The sequence below is a fragment of the Candidatus Chloroploca mongolica genome (assembly GCF_004762035.2).
In the GTDB taxonomy this organism is placed as follows: domain Bacteria; phylum Chloroflexota; class Chloroflexia; order Chloroflexales; family Chloroflexaceae; genus Chloroploca; species Chloroploca mongolica.
This window is the reverse complement of record NZ_SIJK02000007.1, coordinates 26,876-50,095: the sequence shown is the minus strand read 5'-3', so window position 1 is coordinate 50,095 and position 23,220 is coordinate 26,876. Positions and strand designations below refer to the sequence as shown.

General features: G+C 58.5%; 17 protein-coding genes. 7 read left to right on the top strand and 10 right to left on the bottom strand.

All coding sequences use genetic code 11. From position 1 onward, the window contains the following. Positions 1–4: 4 nt before the first annotated feature. The gene (locus EYB53_RS05705; protein WP_167857278.1) at positions 5–436 is read left to right on the top strand and encodes a phage tail protein; all 432 of its coding nucleotides are present in this window, start codon (positions 5–7) and stop codon (positions 434–436) included. Positions 437–589: 153 nt separating this feature from the next. On the opposite strand, the gene EYB53_RS05700 is transcribed toward EYB53_RS05705, so the two are convergent. Both EYB53_RS05700 and mnmG read right to left on the bottom strand, forming a co-directional pair. Continuing rightward, positions 590–1,126, bottom strand: a complete 537-nt coding sequence (locus tag EYB53_RS05700; RefSeq protein ID WP_205712586.1) for an acyl-CoA thioesterase — start codon at positions 1,124–1,126, stop codon at positions 590–592. A gap of 86 nt (positions 1,127–1,212) precedes the next feature. Further along, on the bottom strand, positions 1,213–3,177 hold the full coding sequence (mnmG, locus tag EYB53_RS05695) for a tRNA uridine-5-carboxymethylaminomethyl(34) synthesis enzyme MnmG (RefSeq protein ID WP_135477247.1): 1,965 nt from the start codon (positions 3,175–3,177) through the stop codon (positions 1,213–1,215). Positions 3,178–3,249: 72 nt separating this feature from the next. Here mnmG and EYB53_RS05690 point away from each other — a divergent pair, with 72 nt between their 5' ends. Continuing rightward, positions 3,250–4,458 (top strand): response regulator, encoded by a 1,209-nt coding sequence (locus EYB53_RS05690; RefSeq protein ID WP_167857277.1) that lies wholly within the window; start codon positions 3,250–3,252, stop codon positions 4,456–4,458. 109 nt (positions 4,459–4,567) lie between these two features. Here the strand turns inward: EYB53_RS05690 and EYB53_RS05685 are convergent, their stop codons facing one another. The 4 genes from EYB53_RS05685 to EYB53_RS05670 form a co-directional block, all read right to left on the bottom strand. Next, positions 4,568–6,598, bottom strand: coding sequence for a PP2C family protein-serine/threonine phosphatase (locus tag EYB53_RS05685; RefSeq protein WP_135477245.1), 2,031 nt, complete (start codon positions 6,596–6,598; stop codon positions 4,568–4,570). 12 nt (positions 6,599–6,610) lie between these two features. Then, positions 6,611–7,921 carry a GTPase ObgE gene (gene obgE / locus EYB53_RS05680; protein ID WP_135477244.1) on the bottom strand — a complete coding sequence of 437 codons (1,311 nt, stop codon included), beginning with the start codon at positions 7,919–7,921 and terminating at the stop codon, positions 6,611–6,613. Positions 7,922–8,552: 631 nt separating this feature from the next. After that, complete coding sequence (gene tatA, locus EYB53_RS05675; protein ID WP_097651868.1) at positions 8,553–8,750, bottom strand: twin-arginine translocase TatA/TatE family subunit; 198 nt, start codon at positions 8,748–8,750, stop codon at positions 8,553–8,555. 98 nt (positions 8,751–8,848) lie between these two features. Beyond that, complete coding sequence (locus tag EYB53_RS05670) at positions 8,849–9,571, bottom strand: NUDIX hydrolase (RefSeq protein ID WP_254150914.1); 723 nt, start codon at positions 9,569–9,571, stop codon at positions 8,849–8,851. A gap of 363 nt (positions 9,572–9,934) precedes the next feature. Between EYB53_RS05670 and EYB53_RS05665 the strand changes: the two genes are divergently transcribed. From EYB53_RS05665 to EYB53_RS05655, 3 genes are all read left to right on the top strand, one after another. Beyond that, positions 9,935–12,523, top strand: coding sequence for an MBL fold metallo-hydrolase (locus EYB53_RS05665; RefSeq protein ID WP_135477243.1), 2,589 nt, complete (start codon positions 9,935–9,937; stop codon positions 12,521–12,523). Positions 12,524–12,735: 212 nt separating this feature from the next. Continuing rightward, positions 12,736–15,981 carry a PAS domain S-box protein gene (locus EYB53_RS05660; protein ID WP_135477242.1) on the top strand — a complete coding sequence of 1,082 codons (3,246 nt, stop codon included), beginning with the start codon at positions 12,736–12,738 and terminating at the stop codon, positions 15,979–15,981. Then, positions 15,978–16,916, top strand: coding sequence for a diguanylate cyclase (locus EYB53_RS05655; protein WP_135477241.1), 939 nt, complete (start codon positions 15,978–15,980; stop codon positions 16,914–16,916). Before EYB53_RS05660 ends, EYB53_RS05655 begins: the two co-directional genes overlap by 4 nt. Before the next feature lie 70 nt (positions 16,917–16,986). On the opposite strand, the gene EYB53_RS05650 is transcribed toward EYB53_RS05655, so the two are convergent. After that, positions 16,987–18,165 (bottom strand): MFS transporter, encoded by a 1,179-nt coding sequence (locus tag EYB53_RS05650; protein WP_135477240.1) that lies wholly within the window; start codon positions 18,163–18,165, stop codon positions 16,987–16,989. 1 nt (position 18,166) lies between these two features. Further along, positions 18,167–19,408: a cysteine desulfurase-like protein gene (locus tag EYB53_RS05645; protein ID WP_135477239.1), complete on the bottom strand. Its 1,242-nt coding sequence runs from the start codon at positions 19,406–19,408 to the stop codon at positions 18,167–18,169. Between the two features lie 140 nt (positions 19,409–19,548). Between EYB53_RS05645 and EYB53_RS05640 the strand changes: the two genes are divergently transcribed. Then, complete coding sequence (locus EYB53_RS05640) at positions 19,549–19,743, top strand: hypothetical protein (protein ID WP_135477238.1); 195 nt, start codon at positions 19,549–19,551, stop codon at positions 19,741–19,743. A 68-nt stretch (positions 19,744–19,811) separates the two neighbouring features. On the opposite strand, the gene pknB is transcribed toward EYB53_RS05640, so the two are convergent. After that, a complete protein-coding gene (pknB, locus tag EYB53_RS05635) occupies positions 19,812–21,623 on the bottom strand; it encodes a Stk1 family PASTA domain-containing Ser/Thr kinase (RefSeq protein WP_135477237.1) in 1,812 nt (603 codons plus the stop codon). 163 nt (positions 21,624–21,786) lie between these two features. On the opposite strand from pknB, the gene EYB53_RS05630 reads away from it, so the two are divergent. Then, positions 21,787–22,752, top strand: coding sequence for a nucleoside hydrolase (locus tag EYB53_RS05630; protein WP_254150913.1), 966 nt, complete (start codon positions 21,787–21,789; stop codon positions 22,750–22,752). Here the strand turns inward: EYB53_RS05630 and EYB53_RS05625 are convergent. After that, positions 22,745–23,113 (bottom strand): 2Fe-2S iron-sulfur cluster-binding protein, encoded by a 369-nt coding sequence (locus EYB53_RS05625; RefSeq protein ID WP_135477236.1) that lies wholly within the window; start codon positions 23,111–23,113, stop codon positions 22,745–22,747. The genes EYB53_RS05630 and EYB53_RS05625 overlap by 8 nt on opposite strands. Between the last annotated feature and the right edge of the window lie 107 nt (positions 23,114–23,220).

Below are 23,220 nucleotides of genomic sequence, written 5' to 3'. Positions count from 1 at the left end.
AACCATGGCTTACAGAAAGTTGCCCAATCCCTTTGCCAATGTTCGCTACCTTGTCGAGGTTGATGGTGTTCCACGGGGTGTCTTTGGCTCTTGCAGTGGTCTTGAAGTTGAGCATCGCCATGTCGAGTTCTACTTTGGCCCTGATGCCATTGATCTCTTCGATGTCTACTCTCCCAATCACGAGGAGCGAGTGGTACTGGCTGAGGGAATCGCGCTCGATGACATGCTGCCAGAATGGGAACATGCGAATGCTGAAGGTCATATCGAGCGTCACGATGGTTCGATTGTTGCGATTGATGAGTTTGGCCGCCCCTGCGCACGCTGGCGCTTCCACGGGGCGTGGCCCGAGCATCTCGAGAGTGGGGGTGCTGTGGGTGATCGGCGTCGCCGGATTGAAAGTGTCGAGTTGATTTGCGACGATATTCTGATGAATTAGGACGAGCTGCCCCTGACAACTGAGGAGACCTGTCATCACGGTGGATTTGGATGGCAGGTCTTTTGCATGCCTTCGCCCTGCTTCGGCACAGAAAAGACGGCAACCAATAGGTTGCCGTCTTTTTTCGTTGTGGTGCGGTCAGGCAAGCACGACTCAAGCTGACTCAGGGCTCAGTTCGCTGAGCATATCTTCGGGGTGCTGGCGAATCTCCAGGCTGCGTGCTTCGATCTCTTTGCGGAGATCGCGACGGAGCTTGGCCGCCGCCCAGCGGCGACGCTGCTCGGCATTTTCAATTGGCACCGATGGAATGGGGCGTGGGTTACCCTCTTCATCAACGGACACCATGTTGAAATAGCAGGTCAGAACGTGGCGAATGGAACGCTCGGTGATATTTTCTGAAACAACCCGAATCCCGATCTCCATCGACGTTTTGCCGGTGTAATTGACTGAAGCAATGAAGGTGACAAGTTCCCCAACATGAACTCGCTCGTGAAACACCACCTGGTCAACTGACACCGTGACAACGTACGATCCTGCGTAGCGCGAGGCACAGGCAAAAGCAACTTGATCGAGTAGCTTGAGCAGATGCCCACCGTGGACGTTGCCTGAGAAGTTTGCCGTATCCGGTGTCATAAGCACCGTCATCTCGAGGGTGCGAAATTGCCCGGCGACACTGTTCGGGCTCTGCATACGAGCGCTCCTTGGCTTGGATCTGGAAGATGCGACCATACAGAAGGGTTTGAGGTTGCCCTTTCCCTTTAGTATAGATCGACGGGTTACAGGCTGCCTCCCGAGTTGCGGCGTTCCAGGGCAAAGAACAAAATGGCGACATCAGAAGGGTTGATGCCTGCGAGCCGACTCGCCTGCCCAAGCGTTGCTGGACGGAACCGGAGCAAGACCTGGCGCGCTTCGTTGCGGAGCCCGTTGAGCCCTTGGTAATCAAAGGTGTCAGGAATGCGCCGACTTTCCATTTTACGCATCCGTTCGACTTCACGTTGTTGCCGTTCGATGTAGCCCCCATATTTGCATGTGACTTCGACCAGTTGCTCGATCTCCCGTGCTGCTTCAGGCAGATCCAGCGCAGTGCGCAATTGCGGATAGCCGACATGGGGCCGGGCAAGCACGTCGGCGGCACTGGCCGGATTGTTCAGTGCCCCAATCCCTGCGGCGGTGAGTCGGGCATTGGTGTCAGCAGATGGGAAAATCCGGCGCTCGATGAGCGTTGTGTAGAGGGCTTCGGCGTCGTCGCGTCGTCGTTCAACAGCGGCAGCGCGGGCAGCGTCGATCAGCCCCAGTTCGTGGGCCAGCGGGCTCAGCCGGAGATCGGCGTTGTCCTGGCGCAACAACAGACGATGTTCGGCACGACTCGTGAACATGCGATAGGGTTCGTGGATCTCTTTGGTGACGAGGTCATCAATGAGCACCCCGATGTAGGCCTGGTCACGGCGCAGGATAAGCGCCGGAGCCTGCTGGACGAAACGAGCCGCATTGACACCCGCCATCAGCCCCTGCGCAGCCGCTTCTTCGTAGCCGGTGGTACCATTGATCTGCCCGGCCAGAAAGAGCCCGGCAAGGCGCCGCGCTTGCAGATCGGCCCCGACCTCGCCGGTACGCACGGCATCATACTCAATTGCATAGCCAATGCGCATCAACTCTACCTTGCGCAGGGCCGGAATAGTGCGCAACATAGCCCACTGCACATCTTCGGGTAACGAGGTATTGCACCCCTGCACATAGACTTCGTGGGTCTTCCAGCCTTCAGGCTCAAGAAAGAACCCGTGACGTTCTTTGTCGGCAAAACGGACGATCTTGTCTTCAATGCTGGGGCAATAGCGCGGGCCAACGCCTTCGATCACCCCGCTAAAGAGCGGCGCACGGTCGAGATTTGCACGGATCAGGCGATGAAAGTCCGCCCCGGTATAGACCTGATAACACGGGAGTTGGGGGCGCCACCCTTCACGCAGCGCAGCAGGATAGATGGCGGCTGGTTCGCCGTGGTAAGCTGGGGCGGGAGGGGCTTCGAGATCGGCATAATAGTGCCCAAAATAGTAGGGTACGCGGCTGCCGTGCTGGATCTCGGTCTGGCTAAAATCAATGCTGCGGGCATCGATCCGTGGAGGGGTGCCGGTTTTGAGGCGTACCAGCGGAAAGCCGAGTGAGGCGAGATCATTGCCGAGCGCCATGGCCGGTGCTTCGCCTGCACGCCCGGCCCCCCATGTCGCCTGGCCCGTGACAGCACGGCCACGCAGAAAGGTTCCGGTGGTCAGCACGAGCGCCCGTGCCTGGTACTGCCAGCCAGTGTGGGTGACAACGGTAAAACGTGCTGCTCTGGGATCGGTCGGGTCAGTGGGCATCAGGGGGATAATCTGCTCGACCATAGCTTGGCGCAAATCAAGCCCGGGCATGCGCTCAAGCGTCTCTTTCATCACCTGGGCATAGAGCCGCTTGTCGCACTGCGCACGCAGTGACTGCACAGCTGGCCCTTTGCTCTCGTTGAGCAGGCGGATCTGGATGGCCGTCTGGTCGGTCACACGGGCAATGAGCCCACCCATCGCATCAAGTTCGCGCACCAGGTGGCCTTTGGCTGGCCCACCGATGCTTGGATTGCAGGACATATGGGCCAGTTTATCGAGATCAATCGTGAGGAGCAGGGTACGGCAGCCGAGGCGTGCCGCTGCATTGGCAGCTTCACACCCGGCGTGACCGGCACCGATGACAATGACATCATATAAATGTTGCATAGTTACTATGGTATAATCGCCTCGACCGGATAAGTGTATCACCGTCTGCTGAAACCGGCGAGGAGCGATGGCTTGCCTTCTATTCTGATTATAGACGATGATGTGACTTTGTTGACGCGCCTGAGCATCCAGCTTGAACTTGCTGATTTTGAAGTTATCAACAGCAGTGATCTGGTCTATGGCGAGCAACTCTTTCATAAACACAAGCCCGATCTGGTGATGATCGAGGTTCGTTCGGGGAACGAGGCTGGCTGGGATGTCCTTGAACGGCTGGCCGGCCGCACCCAGGTGGTTGTGCTCAGTGCTGCTTCGCGTGAAGAGGATGTGGTTCGCGCCTTTACGTTGGGTGCGGTTGATTATGTGAGCAAACCCTATCGTTCCGCCGAACTGGTGGCACGGTTGCGTGCGCGTGTCGCTGCCGTACCGAAGAAGACTCGCTCGGTTGGTATGGCTACCCCAGGTACGGTTGAGCCTGCCCAGGCTCTAGCGCCAGGCGCGACTGGCAATATGAGCAGTGGCGCAAGTGCGGCTGCTCGTTCTGTTGTGACACCCCCGCCGCCGGTCGTTGAGCCGGTGTCTGTTGCTCTGCCAAAGCCCGAGCCATCGATGACCTCCCCAGCGGCTTCGGTAGCGCCAACGCCTGCCCAACCTGCTGGCGCGACTGGCTCGGTTCGTCCAACCGCAGTTGCCACGCCACCGGTTGCCCCTGGCCCACAACGCACCCCTCCTGATGAAGATCGGGTCTTTATGACGGAAGCCGAAGAGATGGCGATGCTCCGCATGCCGCCTGCTGCTTCGGGTGGATCCAAAACGATCCTTGCCCCTGATCTTGATGAGCACGCGGGCATCGGAGCACGACTTCGCCACGAGCGTCAGCGGCGGCATTTGACCCTGGTGCAGATCGAGAACGAACTCAAAATCCGGATGTCCTATCTACAGGCGATTGAAGACGAGAAGTTCACGCTCTTGCCGCGTGGCCCTGCTGCATTGCAGATGTTCCGCTCGTACCTGAGCTACCTGGGGCTTGAGACACCAGAGATCATGGACGAGTTTCGGCGCTTGCACTATGTTGAAATCAGTGAACCGCCGCCAGCCCTTGGTGGGATCGCGATGCCGCGGATGATATCGCGTCGCTCCATTGTCATCCTGGCCATCCTTCTGGCCCTTGTCGTAGGGTTGACGCTGATCTTTGTTTTTGATCCCGGCTTCTTCACCCGCCTCCCCGAGTTTTTTGTCTATCTCTGGCAAGAACTGGTCGCCCTCTGGCCGGGCGGTACGTAGGGTGATTGCAGCTTTGCGCCTTTGCGCCTTTGCGTCAAAACAACCGCCTTCTTTGCAAGGTATTGTGCCGAGACCTGGGTTTCCGCGTGCGCGGGAACGACATGGTTTTCTAGTGGCGGGCGAGGATCAACAGGGCAATATCATCGGATTGTGCGGCGTTGCCGGCGAAGGTCGTCACCGCATCAAGAATGTGCTCTTGCAGTTGATGGGCGTCGGTGGTGGTGCGGGCAACGGTGAGCAACCGTCTGGTTTCAAACATCTCTTCGTGCTCGTTCTGCGCTTCGGTGATGCCATCGGTATAAATGACGAGTACATCACCCTGCGCAAGGGTGATGTCGCGGGTTGCCCAGGTGCGTTCGTGATCAATGCCGAGGGGCACGCCGGTATTGGTCAGGGTCGCCAGTGAGCCATCGTGACGCAGCAAAAAGGGCGGATTGTGGCCGGCATTCGCGTAGCGCAAGGTTCCGGTGGCGGGGTCGAGGATGCCATAAAAGACCGTCACAAACATGGTGCTGTCCGTATCCATCAGGATACGTTCGTTGGCGGCACGCAAGACCGACGCGGGATCATCGCGATACTCAAACGCATACGTACGCAGCAGCGTCCGTGAGAGTGCCATAAAGAGGGCGGCCCCGGTTCCTTTGTCGGCGACATCAGCGATAATAAGCCCCAGGCAGCCACCGGGAAGCATGACGAGATCGTAGAAGTCGCCGGAGGTCTCGCGGGCAGGGCGGAGGGTTGCGGCGAGTTGCCAGCCGGGGATGGTGGGGATGCTTGTGGGCAAGAAGCTTGCCTGGATCTGCCCGGCCATCGCCAGTTCTTGATCAAAGCGATGGAGCCGCAGCGTGCGGCGGTGTTCGTCGACCCGATGGATCGCCGAAACAATCGTTGCGCCCAGGGTTTGCAGGGCAGGCAACATACTTTCGGGATCGCCTTCGAGCGTGCCCAGTTCAAGAAAGATCATGCCAATGGCGGGTTCGTTCTCGACGGCACGGATCGGCATGGTGACGCGCACAAAGCGGCCTTCGGCCCCGGGCCAGGGTGGGGTTTCATGCGGTTGCCAGATCCGCTCGACTGGATGCGCCGCGAGCCAGGCGAGCAGCGGCGTATCAACTGGCTCATCGGCAGGTCGTCGCAGCAAGATCTGATCATCAAAGAGCCCAATGCAGATCCGCCGCTCGCGGAACATGCCGGAAACGTGCTGTGCAAGTAGTGTGGGGAGAGCAGCAAGCTCGGGAGGGCTGGTCAAAATACTGCGCCCGAGCGCTTCGAGACGGGCGAGTTCTTCGCGTCGCTGATCGCTTGCGGCGACCGATTTGCTGAGCCAGTGGGCGATCAGGTTGATCATCACCACGCTTATGCACCAGAAGAGATAACCGGTCAGGGCATAGGCGCTGTAGACAACCGCCCCAAGCAGGGCAAACGGCAGCGGGGGCATGATCGTCAAGCCAACAAAACGGGTGAGGTACTGCATGCCCATGCGCCGTCCGGCTGTCTGCTTGAGCACGATCTGCAGGAGAAAGAGCACGGCAAAACAACCGAGCAACACCGCGCTAAAGACAAGCAAGGCCCCGAGCATCGCGCCAAGCGTTGTCAGCCCAAGATCGTTCGGGGGCAGGCTACCGCCGAGCATCGTGAACGCATAGTAGCAACTCAGGTAGCTCAGCCCGAGGGTACTTTGCGAGACGAGCGAATTGCGGATCACATTCCAACGCTGGACAAAGAGACGATACTGCCAGAGGCGGTGGGCTAGCTCGAAGAGGTGGGCGAGCAACAACATCCAGATCAGGCCGGGGCCGACAATCAGCAGCGTTGCCAGGCCGATCAAGACACTCAGATTGCCACTGATCATCTCGGTCTCGCCATCAGGCTGGCGGAGAATCCAGAAGAAACTCAACTGATTGATAATAACAATAAAGATGATCCCGCTGAGCATCAGCAGCCAGTTGGCCTGCAAGTCAGCGAGATCAGTGGCGACGGTGAGCCAGCCAAGCATACACACGAAGAGCACCACCCCATAGAGGGTGCCAACCACCTCGCGTTGCAAGATGGTGAAATCGCGGAGTGGCAGGTTGCCGGCCTGTGGCCAGAGACGAACAATGATCCTGGACAGGCGGTTGGGTGAGTCTGCCTGTGTCATCGTGCGGTGGGCTCACTCAAAACGCTGACTATCCCATTCGAGTTCGATATCGCCAATATAGACCATATCGCCCTCGTTGAGGCCAGCCTCAAGGAGGGCCTGACTGATCCCGGTCGCCTCAAAGACGCGTTGTACGCGGTCAACGGCCTCGATCTGGTCAAAATTAGTCATCTTGAGCAGCCGTTCGATCTTGATGCCGCGCACGCGCCAGCCATTGCCTTCGGGTTCAACCGAGAAGACATTCTCTTCGACCTCAGGTACCGGCCAGGTGAGGGGTGGTTCATCGGGTTCAACCGGTTCCAGATGGGGGACTGGCATTGCTCGCAGGTGGGTAGTTACGCGGCGTAACAGTTGCTCAATACCCTGGCGCGTTGCCGCCGAGATCGCAAAACAATCTTCGGGGTCAAGGCCAAGCTCGTGCTGCAGACGGGCGAGATTAGCGCGGGCCTCGGGCAGATCAATTTTATTGAAGGCAACGACCTGGGGGCGTTGGGCCAGTTCAGGCTCATAGAGCCGCAATTCTTCGTTGATCTGATGGAAATCGGTGACTGGATCGCGCCCGTCGACCCCGGCGGCATCAATAATATGAATGAGCACGCGGGTACGCTCGACGTGGCGCAAAAAAGCGTGTCCCAAGCCGACACCTGCGTGGGCACCCTCGATCAACCCGGGGATATCGGCAACCACAAAACGATCATATTCACCCACATCAACCATGCCGAGGTTGGGTTGGAGCGTGGTAAAAGGGTAATTCGCAATCTTGGGGCGGGCGGCACTGATGACCGAGAGCAGCGTTGACTTGCCAGCATTGGGAAAGCCAACGAGACCAACATCGGCAATGAGCTTCAACTCGAGATCGAGAGTCAGCTTTTGCCCTGGCTCACCGAGTTCAGCGATGCGCGGTGCCTGCCGCACAGATGAGGTAAAGTGAACATTGCCAAGGCCCCCGCGTCCGCCACGCGCCACCCGCAAGCGCTGTCCGGGGCGTGCGAGGTCAACCTCGTAGGTTTGACCATCGATCACGGCACGGACAACCGTCCCTGGCGGCACATTGATCACCAGATCATCGCCCTGACGCCCATACATCTTATTTTTCTGTCCATTGCCACCCGACTCGGCACGAAACGAGCGCTCATAACGGAAACTGAGCAACGTATTAAGATTGGGGTCGGCCTGCAGATAGATGTGCCCTCCACGGCCACCATCGCCGCCATTGGGGCCACCGCGGGGGATAAATTTTTCACGGCGAAAGGTTGCTGCGCCAGATCCGCCTGTGCCGGCCTGTACCTGGATGGTTGCCTGGTCAAAATAATCAACTGCCATATTCTCGTTCCATAAAGAGGTAGTAGTCCGTCAACGAACTTTTCTTGTTTTCCTGGGGGCGCGGGCGGCCCGCCCGCTTCGGGAGCAAAGGCGGGCCGGCCGCGCTCTCGGCCCGCGAACTTTCCCGGCGTTTTGTCATCCTGAGCGGAGCCGCAGGCGGAGCGAAGGATCGCGGCGTCCAGACGCCCAGAGGTGCTTCACTCCGCTCGGCATGATAAGGCCGCGAGCAGAGCGGAAAACGTACTTGACAGACGATTTAGCGATTCGCTTCGTCAGACGTCCGATCGAAGCCTGTGTCCACACGTACAATGAAAAAGGCGACAGAGAAGTGATCAGATCACACCTCTCTGACGCCCCAGGCTGGGCAACACATCTTTCAAGCTAGCAGCCCGTAGGTAGGGCGAAGGGCGATTGCATCATCTGCCGTCGCCGTAAATGGCTCGGCTCCTTGTCAGCGAAGGCCACCTGTGTGGCCTGATCAAGCCGACGAAGGTCGGCTTCGCCCCTGCTCGCCAAGGCGTTGACGCCGATGGTGTGGGTGCATGGGGGGCATCCGTAGATTTGACCTATGATGCGCACGGACATAGCGTCACGTACCAGCAGAAGATGTAATCGCCCTTAGGTGTGGGCGTTACACCTTGCTTTCACGCTCGGCTTTGGTCTCAGTTGTAGTAGTTGGTGCTGCATCATCGTCTTTCACGGCGTTCTTGAACTCACGGATGCTGCCCCCAAGGGCGCTCCCGAGGCCAGCAAGGCGTCCGGCACCAAATATGGCAATCACAATCACCAGAATAACAATTAATTCGCCCCATCCCAGTCCTAACATGATTCACTCCTTTTGCTATCTTTGCCTGAACAACCCTCTGATGAGGAAGCACGGCATAGCAAGGTACCTTGTACGGATGCTTGATGTAGGTTCATTATACCCTAGCCAGGGGGCGTGTCAACTGAAACCGACTCGGCGACTCGGCGCATGCGGGCTAATAATTCGCTCAACAAGAGCGCTGTGGCCCCCCAGACTTTATAGCCTTCGAGGGCAAAAAAGGGCACCCGCATGCGTACTGACCCACGCTCCCAGATCTCCTCCTGGACAATCGCCGGGTCAAAGAGGCACCTAAGCGGCACGCTGAAGGCAGCCTCAACCTCATCGGGGTTGGGGTGGAGGTCAGGTTCAACGAGGCTGAGGCCGACCACCGGGGTGAGACGGCTATTGCTTGGTGGGATATAAAAAGGCGTCAGTGTACCGAGTGGCTCGACATAACTCGTCCTAATGCCCAATTCCTCCCAGGCTTCGCGCAGGGCGGTTCCGATAGGGCCATCGTCTTGTGGGTCAGTCCGTCCTCCTGGCAGCGAGACCTCGCCACGATGGGTAGTGAGGCGTGTCGAGCGTACGGTCAGGGGGAGCCAGAGTTCACCCTCACTCGGATAGAGCAGGAGCAGGGCCGCTGAGTCGCGGGGCGTGACACCGGGCGGTGGTAGCATCGGGCGCATTGGTTGCCCATCGAGGTCGCGTAGAACCAGCAACTCGTCCATAGTCAACGCAAACGACCGGCTCATGGCCTGGCGCACTACATCACGTTGCATCGTTAGTAGAGGTGTTGCAGGGGCAACACCCTGGGGTAATTCTGGGCTCATATCTTCCTCAGCCATATCTTCTTATGGTATTGTAACATGCTTGCAGCGGGCTTTTCTGCTAGAGGGGCGTAGCCCTAGGGCGATTGCATTTTCTTCCGTCGTCGTGAACGGCTCGGCTTTTGGTTTGCAAAGGCCATCTGAGTAGCCTGAGCAAGCCGGCGAAGGCCGACTTTGCAGACCGTCGCCGAGGCGTTCTGGGTTTTACCCATTCCATCGGGCGTACCGGAGTGCCGACTTCAGTCGGCTGAGCCGGAAGCCGACTGAAGTCGGCTGAGCCGGAAGCCGACTGAAGTCGGCACTCCCTCCTGGTTTCTTCCGCGAAGGAACGACTCTTGTGCTGGCGCACGCTGCCAGCGTAGCTGACAGCAGGTGAATGATATGCAGATCCAGTTTCTTGGTGGTGCGAGTGGCGTGGGTGCGACCTGTCAACTGGTTGCGCTTGGGGGGCGGCATGTGCTGGTTGATGCCGGGGTGCGTATGGATGGCGGCGATCGTTTGCCTGATCTGGCCGCCCTCGCTGGGGTTCACCTTGATGCGATCCTGGTGACGCACGCCCATGCTGACCATATTGGTGCTTTGCCCCTAGTGGCTGATCGCTTTCCGGGGGTGCCGATCTATGCGACGGCGGCGACACTGCGCTTGATGGAGGTGATGCTCGGTGATGCGGTGCGGGTGATGGCCCGTCGTGCCGCCGATGAACTTGAGTTGCCGCTCTATGACGATGCGCTGGTCGCCGCGACGCTGCGCCGCCTCCGTCCGCTTGCGGTTGGCGAGCAGCGCTTGCCCGAGTTGCCTGATGTGCTCGTCTCTGCGCAGCGAGCCGGCCATATCGCCGGGGCTGTGAGCCTCGGGTTTGAGGCCCAGGATGGGCGTCTGGTGATCAGCGGCGATGTCAGCATCACGCCGCAACGGACGATCCTGGGGGCGGCGACGCCTGCGCCGCTACGCCCGGATCTGCTTGTGCTCGAGAGTACCTATGGGGCGCGGTTGCATCCTAATCGGGCGATCGAAGAGCGGCGTCTGGCCGAGGCGGTGGCCGAGGTGATCGAACGCGGCGGCCACTGTTTGATTCCGGCCTTTGCGCTCGGGCGGGCGCAAGAGGTGATTCTGATTCTGCGCGCCGCTCAGCGTGATGGCGTGATTCCGCCGTTTCCAATTGCCGTTGATGGACTCGTTCGTTCGGTCTGCGCGGCCTACGCCGCGTTTCCTGATGCGCTTGGCCCCGCGCTCCGTCGTTATGTGTTGGGCGGCGGGCGGCCCTTTTTCAGCAGTCGTATTCAGCCCGTCGAGAACCAGATGCAACGTGAACGTGTGCTGACCGGGCCTCCTGGTGCGATCATTGCCTCGTCGGGGATGCTCACCGGTGGCCCGTCGGTCTGGTATGCCGAGCGCCTCGCCGAGCAGCCGCAGGCGGCGATCTTCTTTAGTGGCTACCTCGACGAGGAGGCGCCGGGGCGCCGCTTGCTTGATCTGGCTGATGCGCAGCCCGAGCGTCGCCAGATGACGTTTGGCGCACGTACGGTGCGGGTGGCCTGCCAGATCGGGCGTTACGGGCTCAGTGCGCATGCCGATGGCGACGAACTGGCCGCGCTGGTGCGCACGCTCAAGCCGCGTACCGTTGCGTTGGTGCATGGCGATCCCGAGGCGCGTGCGGCGCTGGCGGCACGGCTCGTTGGCCTGGCCGAGTTGATCTCCCCTCAGGATGGTCAGACGTTGACGGTTGCGCCGGCGGCGCGTGGGGGACGGCGGGTGGTTCTCCCTCCTTCGCCCGAACCTGCCGCGCCCGCCTATGCCTTGGGCAACGGTGATCCGCTTGAGACCGCCGGACTCGAACGGCTCTGGACGGCGCTGCGCGATGGCTCGGGCATGCAGACGATGAGTGTACGTGAGCTTGCGCGGGTCTGGTATGGCCCGGAGGTTACCATTGAGCAGGAAGCGCAGGCCGGAGCTAGCCTGGAAGCTGGCAGCGCCTATTTTATGTCGTTGCCCCTTGTTCCGGGTTTGTGGCGTTTGCCTGCACCTGCCGAGGTGCGCCGGGTGCTGGCGGCGGGTGGTGGTCGTCGCACCGGGCCACGGATCAACAGTGCGGGCATCCAGACGATCATTGATCAGCACCTCGGGGCGGCCCCCGATCTCTACCAGCGCAGTATTGATGCGGAGACCGGAGCGGTGATGCTCCGTTATTTTTTTCCGGTGATTGCTGCGGAACGTGATGCCGAGGCGATCACGCAGATCGCTGCCGAAGCGGGCGTGCCCGTGACCGTCTGGCCGTATCCGCACCAGGCGCAACTGGCTGCGCTGGCCCTTGAACTGCTCCCTGATGGCTTGCAGGCCGAGCGGAGCCCGGCGATCTACCACGAGGAAGGGCGGGTTGAAGTACGTTGCCAGGGCAGCGTCGATCCGGCAACCATTGCCGCTGTTGAAGCGGCCTTTCAGCAGCGGACGGGGCTACGTCTGGTGCTCAGAGTGCCCGGGGTGCCGCAGGAGGCGGAAGGGTCAGTGGCGGTGGATGAGGCGAGTTTTGCGCCGCCTGAAGGAGCTATGCCAAGCGAACTCAACTTTGCCTTGAGCACCGCGCGTTCCTGGTTTGGCCCTGCGAGCGGCTGCTACAAAGCGAGTGCTGACCAGCAAACGCGGGTTGTCACGCTGCGGTTCCATTTTCCCCTGGTTGCTCGTTCATCCTATGCAGCACAACTGGCTGAGCTGGCGGCGTTCATCGGCTGGACCGTACGGCTCTGGCCGCAGCCTCACCAGGATGCGCTGATGCGAGCGGCGCGTGAAGCCTTGCCACCAGGCCTGACGGCGCAAAGTTCGCCGGCCCTGCAGAGCGCCACCCGTGAGGTGGTTGTGCGAGTGCAGGGCTCGTGCAGCAGGGCTGAATTGACCGAGGCCGTCACTCGTCTACGTGAACAGACGGGATGGACCCTGACCGTACGTGGTGCGCATCATACCGATGCATCGGTATGAGTACTGGTAGACAACTTGCGTACATCTATTTATACTTAACCTTAATTATATGACTTCTCATGGCATATACGTAGTCTGTCAACTAAATTTTCTGCCTTTCCTGGGAGCGAGGGCGTCTCGCCCTCGGGGTGCGTTCGAGGGCGGAACGCCCTTGCTCTCAGGAATTTCTGACATGCTCGCGACCGTGTCATGCTGAGTGAAGCGAAGCATCTATGAATATTGATGCACTCACCCTCTCGATCACCTTGATCATCGCCAACCTGCTGCAAGTAGTGGCGCTTATTGGCCTTGCCTGGGTCAATCAGAGCCGCCCTGGCGTGGGATGGTGGGCACCGGGTATGGCGGCGATCACCCTGGGTTTTGTGACCTACGCCTTGCTTCAGCAGCGCATTCTTGGTACGGTTGCCATTTTTGCCAACAACATCTTTTTTCTGGCAGGTATGACGGCGATCTACATTGGGGTCGTGCGGTTTTTTGGTGAGCGCGAGCAACGTAGTTTTCTGCTGTCCTTCTGGGCGAGCTTTCTGCTGGCTCTTGTCGCCCTGATCTATGGTCTTGAGAGCCTGGCTGCGCGTCGCATGCTCCTCTCGTTCAGCGTAGTGCTCTTCTCGGGTTTGATCGCGTGGACATTGTGGCGCCACAAAGGTTCTGTGGTCCCGAGCGCGTCCTCTTTTCTGGCGCTGATCTTTCTGGTCAATGGCGTCTTCTTTGGCTTGCGTGGCTTCGCGCCGCTGGTGTATAGCCTGAATGCGACCGTGCTTGTGCTTTCGCCGACGGAAACAGTGACCTATCTGCTTTCGCTTGGCACAACGACCCTCTGGACCTTTGGCTTTATTCTGCTGGTCAACCAGCAGTTGCATAGTGAAAACCGTGAAGCACGCGAAAACCTCGAGGCCATTTTTAATGCACGCTTTGAGGCCGTGATCATTACGCAGCTAGAGGGGGGGTATGTTGTCAAGGTCAATGAAGGTTTTACGCTGCTGACTGGTTTTACTCCCGAGGATGTCATTGGGAAGAACGCGGCTGTGATCAAGATCTGGAAAACCCCGGAAGATCGCTACCCGATCCTCGATCTGATCCAGACCCAGGGTTTTTGTCAGAATGTTGAGTTACAGCTTTTGCGTAAAGATGGCACTGAATTCACGGCGATGCTTTCGGCCAAGGTCATCTCGTTGCAAGGTATTCTGCACATGATCACGGTGGTGTATGATATCAGTGAGCGCAAGCAGATCGAGCATGCGCTACGGCAGAGTGAGGCCCGCTATCGGTTGATCTCAGAAAATACCCAGGATGTGATCTGGCTGATGGATCCATTGAGTGGCCGTTTTACCTACGTAAGCCCGTCGGTGCAGAAGTTGCGTGGCTACACCCCCGAAGAGATCATGGCCGAGCCGGTGACGGCAGCCTTGACCGAGGAGTCGCGGCGTGTGGTGGAGGAGGAACTGCGCCAGCATCTGAGTGCATTTCTTGCTTTGACTGAAGGAACGATCTCGCGCATCAACGAGATTGATCAACCGCACAAAGACGGTCATATCATCCATACGGAAGTAATTACGACCTATGTATGGAACGAACAGCGTGAGGTCGAAATTCTGGGCGTGACGCGGGATGTCACTGAGCGTAAACAGACTGAAATGACGTTGCGTGAGACCAATGCCTACCTCGAGAACCTGATCAACTATGCCAATGCGCCGATCATCGTCTGGGATCCACAGTTTCGTATGACGCGCTTCAATCGCGCCTTTGAACACCTGACTGGTTGGTCTGAGGCCGAGGTCAAAGAGCAATTCCTGACGATCCTCTTTCCACCAGACCTTGCCGAGCAGTCAATGACGCTGATTCACAAAACGCTGACTGGTGAGCGTTGGGAAACCGTAGAGATCAAGATCCAGCATCGTGATGGTTCGGTGCGTACGGTGCTCTGGAACTCGGCGACACTCTTTGAGGCCGACGGGGTGACGCCGCTGGCGACGATTGCTCAGGGCCAGGATATTACCGAACGCAAGCGCGTTGAAGAGGCGTTGCTGGTTGCCAAGCAGCAGGCCGAAGCCGCCAATCATGCCAAGAGCGTCTTTCTTGCCAATATGAGTCACGAGCTGCGCACGCCGCTCAATGCGATTCTCGGGTTTTCGCAATTAATGACGCGTGATCCCAACCTGACCCCGGCGCAACACGAGAATCTTGATACGATTAACCATAGTGGTGAGCATCTGTTGCATATTATCAACGACGTGCTCGATATGGCGAAGATCGAGGCTGGCCGACACACGTTCCTGGCTGGCCCGGTTGTCGTCAAGCGGCTGCTTGACGACCTGCGGATCCTCTTTCGGCTGCGTGCCGAGGGCAAAGGGTTGGCCCTGAACATCGAGGCGGCACCGACTGTCCCACCGCTGGTGATCACCGACGAGGCCAAACTGCGGCAAATCTTGATCAACCTGCTGGGCAATTCGATCAAATTTACCACCGTTGGCCAGGTGACCCTGCGGGTACGCACCCAGATCTTACCTGCCCCGCAACTCATCTTCGAGGTGCAGGATACAGGGAGTGGCATTGACCCTAATGATCTGGATTCGATCTTCAACCCGTTCATTCAATCATCGATGTCCGATCGACTGCGTGAAGGAACCGGCCTCGGCTTGACGATCAGTTATGAGTTTGCGCAGTTGCTCGACGGGGATCTGGTTGCGGCGAGTAGTGGCATTCCGGGAGAAGGCTCGGTCTTCACTCTGACGCTGCCGTTGCAGGTGGAACGCTCAGAACTTGAACCAGTTGCGCCTCTGCCGGGCTATGCGCGGGCAATTGGGCTTGAGCCAGGCCAACCCCACTACCGTATGCTGATCGCCGACGATCGCCCTGAAAATGCACGCTTGCTGGTGACACTGCTGCTGCAGCTTGGCTTTGAAGCGGAAAGTGTGCCCAATGGCGCTGAAGCAGTCGAACGGTGGCGCACCTGGCAGCCTCACGTCGTCTGGATGGATCTACGGATGCCGGTGATGGATGGCATTGATGCCAGTCAGCATATCCTCCGGGCATGTGAGTATGATCCGGCGCTCTTGCGTCCGGTGATTATCGCCCTCTCGGCGAGTGTGTTTGGTGAGGCTCAGTCACATATTTTAGCTTCTGGTTGCGATGCTTTCATTGCCAAACCATTTCGTGAGCACGAAATTGTGTTGATGCTCGAACAGTATCTGGGGGTTCACTTTTGTTATGAAGCCCAGCCAGCGAACGGCACGCATCCGTCTGCGGGCGATCGGGCAATGTATAGCCTTGATCCGATCTGGCGTGACCAATTGCGTCAGGCCGCCGTTGAAGTCAATGTGGCCCAGATGCATGCGCTGATCGATCAGATAAAGGTGAACTATCCTGATTTAGCTACCCAGATGGGAGCCTGGATAGATGACTTTGCGTATGAAACCTTGCTTGCCTGGCTGGAGATACCAGGGTCAGAATCACTATGACAACACCAAAGCTACCAACGATCTTGATCGTTGATGATACCCCCGCCAACTTGCGCTTGCTTGCGCAACTCCTTGCTGACCATCAGTATGAAGTTCGCCCAGTGACCAAAGGAACTGCCGCTCTGGCGGCAGTGCGGGCGGCCGCACCTGATCTTATTTTGCTTGACATTCGCATGCCGGATCTTGATGGTTACAGCGTGTGTGCGCAACTTAAAGCCGATGAGCTGACGCGCAGCATTCCGATTATTTTCCTCAGTGCGCTTGGTGATACGGATGATAAGCTCAAAGCGTTTCAGGTTGGTGGGGTTGACTATATTACCAAGCCGTTTCACCCCGAAGAGGTGCTGGCGCGGGTACGCACCCACCTGGCGCTGGAACAGGCGCGCTCAGCCCTCGAAGTTGCCAATCGCGAATTGAAAGAGGCCCTGGTGCGGCAGGAGTATCTTGCGCGCACGGACTGGCTGACGGGGGTGCTCAACCGGAGTCATTTTTTTGCGCTGGCGGTACACAATTTTAACAACGCAGTCCGCTATCGCCGTCCGCTCGCGTTGATGATGTTTGATCTTGATCACTTCAAACAGGTGAACGACCGTTTTGGGCATCCTGCGGGTGATCTGGTCTTACAAGAAGTGGCGCGGGTTACGATTGAACAGATGCGGTCGGCTGATGTCATCGGACGTTATGGCGGTGAAGAGTTCATTGTGCTGTTGCCCAATACGGGGCTTGACGCAGCAATGACAACCGCCGAGCGGCTACGTGAGCAGATCCGCCAGCTTGAGGTGGTGACTGAACGTGGGGGAATCAAGGTGACGGTGAGCATCGGGGTTGCTGAGCATCTGCCGAGTGACGAGTCGATTGAGCACCTGATTGATCGTGTCGATCAGGCCTTGTATGCGGCCAAGGCGCAGGGGCGGAATTGCGTCGTGAGTGGGTAGGTGGATGCGGGGTCGAGACGTTGCATTGCAACGTCTCGACCCCGCATCCGAGGTGATCTGATCCAGCGGCTCAGATGGCGTGTGGGAGGATGGGACGGCGGTTGTAGATGCCGTAGGCCACGACCCCTGCAAGGGCGGCGAGGACACCGCCGAGCAACAGCGGGGCACCTGGAGCAACGGCTCCGAGCATCCACGTAGCGGGGATAGGTGCCAGCATGCGGGCCAGGCTGTCGAGTGAGGTGTAGACCCCGAGGATCTGCCCACGTTCGTCGGCCTCGCTGGTGCGGATCAAGAGGCTCTGCAGGCTTGGCCCAATCAATCCCGAGCCAAGGGCGACAAGCATCAATGAGATAAGCAGAAGGGGCCAGATCCAGGCGATTGCTGTGATCATTAATGATGCATAGAGCAGGATTGTTCCGGTGATGATGAGGCGTTCTTCGCCAAAGCGTTTGACGAGTCGTCCGGTAAAGCCTGCCTGCAAAATGACGGTAACCACGCCGACATAGGCGAGCAAGAGGCCGGTCTCACGTGGGCCAAAGCTGTAGCGCCGCTCACCGTAGAGGGCAAAACAGCTCTGGAAAAAGATGAGGGCCAGCGCACTCAGGAACCCGGTCAGATAGAGAGGCTTTAACACGGGGCGCTGGCTGAGCCTGAAGATCGCCTTGAAGGTTGCGATGGGACCACCCTGACCACTGCGGCGGCGCTGGGGTGGTTCTGGCAAAACGATAAGCGTGACAAGCAGGGACACGAAAGCAACGGCAGCGGCAGCAAAAGCGGGCAGTGCAAAGCTGAAGGTGGCAAGGATCCCGCCAAAGACTGGCCCGAGGATGAAGCCCAGGCCAAACGCCGCCCCGATGAGTGCCAGGCCACGGGCGCGATTGCTGTCGTCGGTGACGTCGCTGATGTAGGCCTGGGCGACTGTGATATTGCTGGCCATGATGCCGCCGACAAAACGGGCTAGAAAGAGCATCGGCAGCGAGGTTGCCAGGCCAAGCAGCACAAAGCCCAGGACGGTGCCAAGCTGGCTCAGGACAAGGATGCGGCGGCGTCCAAACCGATCCGACAGGCTCCCAATAATAGGTGCGCCAACAAACTGAGCAGCAGCGTAGGTGACCAGCAGCAAACCAACTTGCACCTCACTTGCCCCGAGGTGTTCGGCATAAAACGGCAGAAGGGGCAGAATAATACCAAAGCCGAGCAGGTCAATAAAGACGACCAGAAAGATCGCCAGCAGGGGTGATTTTTGCATATCAGTGTGTTGTTGCTAACTGTTCGAGCTCGGCAAGCAGGTACTCGACTTCTTCGACGGTGTGATAGTGGGCCAGGCCGATCCGCACCATGCCCCCGTGGGGTTCCACGCCGAGACGCTCGCTCAGGCTCAGGGCATAGTAGTTGCCGTCCCAGGCAAAGATCCCGCGGGCGGCCAACGCCTCGGTGATGGCCCGTGGGGTAGAGCCTTCTAGGCGGAAAGAGACGGTGGGGGTACGTGCGGTGAAGCGCTCGGGTTCGCGCAGGCCATAGAAGGTGAGCCCGGGAATCTGGAGTAACCCGCTAACCAGGCGCTCGCTCAGGGTGCGTTCGTAGGCCTGGATGGTTTGCAGCGCCGTTTGCAAGGCTGCGCGACGATTGGGGGCACCTGGTTGGGCCAGACTGGCGAGGTAATCAACGGCAGCCACGGTGCCTGCTAGTCCTTCGTGGTTCTGGGTGCCGGTCATCCAGCGTTCGGGCGAGGTATTTGCAGCGGGGCGGACTTTGTAGGGCTGCAGGTGTTCGAGGTGCTCGGCTTTGCCATAGAGGACACCGACGTGGGGGCCAAAGAATTTATAGACACTACAGGCGAGGAAATCGCAGTCAAGGGCCTGCACATCAATGGGGCCGTGGGGGGCATAATGCACGGCATCAACAAAGGTGAGTGCCCCGGCCTGACGAGCCTGGCGTACAATCGTAGCGACATCATTGATTGTTCCGACGGCATTCGAGGCATAGCCCACGGCGACCAACCTGGTGCGCGGCGAGAGCAAGGCCGCGAAGTTTGCCATATCGAGGGTACAATCTTCGACATCAACATCGACCTCGCGGATCGTCACACCGCGCTCTTCGAGGGCACGCCAGGGCGCCACATTGGCATCATGGTCGAGGCGGGTGACAATGATCTCATCACCCGGCCCCCAGGTGCGCCCAAGGGCGCGACTCAGAGCAAACGTCAGACTCGTCATATTGGCCCCAAAGACCGTCTCGTGGGGGGCACAGCCAAGCAGATCGGCCATGGCTGTGTGGGCAGCGGCAAGGGTCTCATCGGTACGCTGGCTGGTCAGAAACGCCCCGTGGGTATTGGCATTGCGCCGGGTCAAATAATCACTGATGGCATCAATCACCATCTGGGGCACCTGTGTACCACCGGGGGCATCAAAGAAGACGGCCTGGCGACCGGCAACGAGCTCGGACAGGGCAGGAAACAAAGGGCGTACGTGATGGGGATCAAAAGGGTACATAAGACTTTTGTTACCTCGCGAGCACATTCCTGCAAACACCTTGTTATCAAGCAATGGTATACTTGATTCTATACTACTGTAACTGTTTCAGCTACAATCGGGTAGAACTATCAACAAGACTTTGTTAAGGAGATCCGTTCATGTCATCATCTCTCGAACTACGACATTATAAGGCCCCTCGTTGGATCAGCACACCGGCTGGCCAGTGGGCGTATGAAGTTAACGCAGAATGGCGCAAGCAGGCGGATGGCACGTTTGCTGTTTCTGAGCGCCGCCTCTTGCTCGAAGAGGCTGAAAAACTGCAGAAGGTGGCCACTGAGGCGCATCAAGACTAAACGCATATCCCATTGATACGACGAAGAAACCGCCAGTTTTACTGGCGGTTTCTTTGTCGTATCAATGGTTAGCCACCGGGGGCTTTGACCCCGAGGATCACCTGGCTGCCACGAGGAAGCATGTCGCCATTGCGCACCGGTGGCCCATCGGCAATCTGCGCACTCACGACTTCGTTGTCACGGAAGCGATCATAATCAATGAGCCGATCGCGCCCCTGTTCATCGACATAGATCAGCGTGATACCGGGTGTATCACCGAGGATCTGCTCGGCCTGGTCGCGTTGCAACCCGATCACATTGGGGAACCGTACGACATCGCCCTGGCTCACCGTTAGCACAACGACCTGGCCCTGGGGCACACGGAGACCCGGCCCAGGGGTCTGGCGAATCACAAAGCCCACGTCAATCGTGGTGCTTGGCGTTTCGACGACTTCTACGCCGAGGCCGGCCCCGGTGAGACGTGAACGAGCGTTGGAAGCGGGGGTGCGGATCACATCGGGCACTTCAACGAGTTGCGGGCCAAGACTAACGGTAAACGTCACCCGCTCGCCTGGCAATACTAGGGTGCCTGGGGCGAGTTCCTGGCTCACAACCTGCCCGGCAGCGACGGTGGCATCAAAGGTTTCACGGCGAACTGGTTCAAGTTGCAATTGACGCAGCGATGTTTCGGCAGCTTCGGCACTGAGCCCGATCAGATTTGGAAGCCCCACTTCGAGCGATACCGTTGGCGTTGGCTCATCCGGCGTGCTCGTTGGCGTGAGTGCCGATGGTACTGTCGGCGTTGGGCGATTGCCTCCTGTGCCCCAAAGACTACCGATGACACCCTGAAACATCCCACTGCTGAAGAGATAGATCATCCCGACGAGCACCCCAAGCACGAGCATGCCAACAAGAAAGACCCCACAGCCAGGGCCTTCCTGTCGTGGGGCTCGGGCTGGCGCCGAGCGCGGTGCTGGTGGCACTGGGAAACGCCCAGAACTACCGGTGCTTGATGAAGGACGCACTGGCGGAGTGGCGATCGTGGTTTGCGCCAGCGACGGATTAACCGTTGTCTCTTGCTGGGCCAACTGGCTGTAGTTGCTCAGCAGATTGATGAATTCCTGGGCATCGCGGGGGCGTTGGGCGGGATCCTTCGCCAGCGCGCGCAAGATCAGGGCCTCAAGACCAGGCGGGATCGCCGAATTCAAACGACGTGGCGGGACCGGTGGCTCAGAGACATGTTTCATCGCGACGGCCACCGCGTTATCCCCGGTAAAAGGCAGCCGACCAGTCACCATCTCGTAGAGCACAATGCCAAGCGCATAGATATCAGACTGGACGGTCGCCGGGCGCCCCTGGGCCTGCTCAGGTGACAGGTAATCGACTGTCCCAAACGAGACTCCGGTCTCGGTGAGGGCGGTCGAGAGATGGCTTTTGGCGACGCCAAAATCAGTGACGTGGGCCTGACCATCGTGGGTGACGATCACATTCTGGGGTTTGATATCGCGATGGATCATGCCGGCGCGATGCGCGGCCTGGAGCCCACGGGCAATCTGGGTTGCGAGATCAATGGCTCTGGCGACTGGCAGCGGTCCTTCGCGGAGAATAATCGTCTTGAGATCCGTGCCATCCACATATTCCATCACAATATAGTGAACATCGCCATCCTGGCCGACATCATAGATGTCCACAATATTGGGGTGCGCGAGCATAGCTGCTGCTTGCGCCTCGTGGCGAAAGCGTTCAAGAAAATCTTTTTCACTGAGAAAATGGCGATGCGGGATCTTGATCGCCACGCGCCGATTGAGACGCCGATCAAGGCCCAGATAGATGCGGGCCATTCCTCCTTCACCGATCTTCTGCTCAAGCTCGTAACGTCCATCAAGGACTTGTGTATGCATAGCGGTCGTCATTACAACGTGCGAACCCTGACGCGGGACGCGAAAGTATTGCGTAAGGCAGGGTCATTATGACACTTTGCGCCAGAGGCGTCAATGCAGATCGCTGGAGGCGATATGTCCTATAATGCGTGGTACAGCCGAAAGTCAAGGTAAAGGAAGCGCTATGGATATGGTCTCTTCACGACCGCGCCGGGTGGTTCTTGATACTGATCCCGGGATTGATGATGCGCTGGCGATTTTGCTGGCGCTTGCTTCGCCAGAAATAGATCTTGTCGGGTTAAGTATCGTGCATGGGAATTGCCCGTTGTCAGATGCGGTGGCAAATGCGCTGGCCGTCTTGCAGCTTGCCGGGCACCCGCATCTTCCGGTGGCGGCTGGGTGCGAGCGTCCGCTGCTGCGTGAGCCGGTGACGGCACGGAAGACGCATGGCGGGCGTGGCCTTGGTTATGCCAGTTTGCCAGCGAGCCCGGCGGTGCCAGTGGCCGAACATGGAGTGGATATGATCATCCGCGAGATCTTGGCTGATCCGGGTGAGGTAACGCTGGTGGCGGTCGGTCCGCTCACGAATGTCGCATTAGCGTTACGCAAAGCGCCGCAGATCGCCAAAGCGGTACACGAATGCATCATCATGGGTGGGGCGTTGCATGATCAAGGCAATACGACCCCGCTTGCCGAGTTCAATATTTATGCGGATCCCCACGCAGCGCAGATTGTCTTGAGTAGCGGGATGCCGATCACCATCATGCCGTGGGACATCACCAAGCAGGTGCGGGTCACTGAGGAGCAGGTGCAAGCATTGCGTGCGCATGGTGGGCCTGTGCCCCAGTTTATTGCCGACGCAACCCGGTTTTATATGGACTTCCACCGTGAACATTTTGGGTGGGCGGGATGTGCCATTAACGACCCTGCGGCCCTTGCCCTGGTCTGGTGGCCCGAACTGGCCGAATTGGCCGAACTCTATGTCACGGTAGAGACAGCGAGTGAGTTGACCATGGGCAAGACCGTGGGTGATTTTCGGGGGTTAACCGGGCAACCTGCGAATGTTCGCTATGTGGCCCGGTTTGACAGTGCGACCTTCGTTGAACGTTTTCTGGCTCGTATGGCGGCCTTGAGCCAGCTGATCAGGTGAGTTGATCAAGCGGAAGGAAGACGGCTTCGGGCGTCACCTCAGCTTCCAGGGCGGGGCCAGTATCGGTCCAATTCTGGCTCGCTTTCGTCATCGGAACCTCGGTGATGGTCATATCGTGGTCACAGGTAATCTGGCAAGCGAGGCGGTACTGGCCCAGCAGTTCCCGTTCAACCAGTTTGGCGTATTCAGCGTGGGTCATCGTCGTCGGCTCACCGTCGGCAAAGGCTACACGACAGGTGGTACAGCGAGCGTGCCCGCCACAACGATGCCCAATTTCAACCCCGGCCTGTTCAATTGCCACCGCGAGACGTGTCCCTTGCGCAACTTCGACAGTTGCCTCGCCAACCTTCAACATCGGCATACCAAAACCTCCAGGAAAGCAGTAATTATACAGTCTTAGGAATATGAGCAATATGGTTACGATATATTTACCGTACCACAGGACATCTTCAGCGTCAACCTCATAGG

What these genes read in the sequence shown, in the direction of transcription:
- EYB53_RS05660 (WP_135477242.1), top strand. Translation starts at nt 12,736, where the DNA reads ATGAATATTGATGCACTCACCCTCTCGATCACCTTGATCATCGCCAAC.
- EYB53_RS05625 (WP_135477236.1), bottom strand. Translation starts at nt 23,113, where the DNA reads ATGCCGATGTTGAAGGTTGGCGAGGCAACTGTCGAAGTTGCGCAAGGG.
- EYB53_RS05650 (WP_135477240.1), bottom strand. Translation starts at nt 18,165, where the DNA reads ATGCAAAAATCACCCCTGCTGGCGATCTTTCTGGTCGTCTTTATTGAC.
- EYB53_RS05630 (WP_254150913.1), top strand. Translation starts at nt 21,787, where the DNA reads ATGGATATGGTCTCTTCACGACCGCGCCGGGTGGTTCTTGATACTGAT.
- mnmG (WP_135477247.1), bottom strand. Translation starts at nt 3,177, where the DNA reads ATGCAACATTTATATGATGTCATTGTCATCGGTGCCGGTCACGCCGGG.
- EYB53_RS05685 (WP_135477245.1), bottom strand. Translation starts at nt 6,598, where the DNA reads ATGACACAGGCAGACTCACCCAACCGCCTGTCCAGGATCATTGTTCGT.
- EYB53_RS05705 (WP_167857278.1), top strand. Translation starts at nt 5, where the DNA reads ATGGCTTACAGAAAGTTGCCCAATCCCTTTGCCAATGTTCGCTACCTT.
- EYB53_RS05665 (WP_135477243.1), top strand. Translation starts at nt 9,935, where the DNA reads ATGCAGATCCAGTTTCTTGGTGGTGCGAGTGGCGTGGGTGCGACCTGT.
- pknB (WP_135477237.1), bottom strand. Translation starts at nt 21,623, where the DNA reads ATGCATACACAAGTCCTTGATGGACGTTACGAGCTTGAGCAGAAGATC.
- EYB53_RS05670 (WP_254150914.1), bottom strand. Translation starts at nt 9,571, where the DNA reads ATGGCTGAGGAAGATATGAGCCCAGAATTACCCCAGGGTGTTGCCCCT.
- EYB53_RS05640 (WP_135477238.1), top strand. Translation starts at nt 19,549, where the DNA reads ATGTCATCATCTCTCGAACTACGACATTATAAGGCCCCTCGTTGGATC.
- EYB53_RS05655 (WP_135477241.1), top strand. Translation starts at nt 15,978, where the DNA reads ATGACAACACCAAAGCTACCAACGATCTTGATCGTTGATGATACCCCC.
- EYB53_RS05645 (WP_135477239.1), bottom strand. Translation starts at nt 19,408, where the DNA reads ATGTACCCTTTTGATCCCCATCACGTACGCCCTTTGTTTCCTGCCCTG.
- EYB53_RS05700 (WP_205712586.1), bottom strand. Translation starts at nt 1,126, where the DNA reads ATGCAGAGCCCGAACAGTGTCGCCGGGCAATTTCGCACCCTCGAGATG.
- obgE (WP_135477244.1), bottom strand. Translation starts at nt 7,921, where the DNA reads ATGGCAGTTGATTATTTTGACCAGGCAACCATCCAGGTACAGGCCGGC.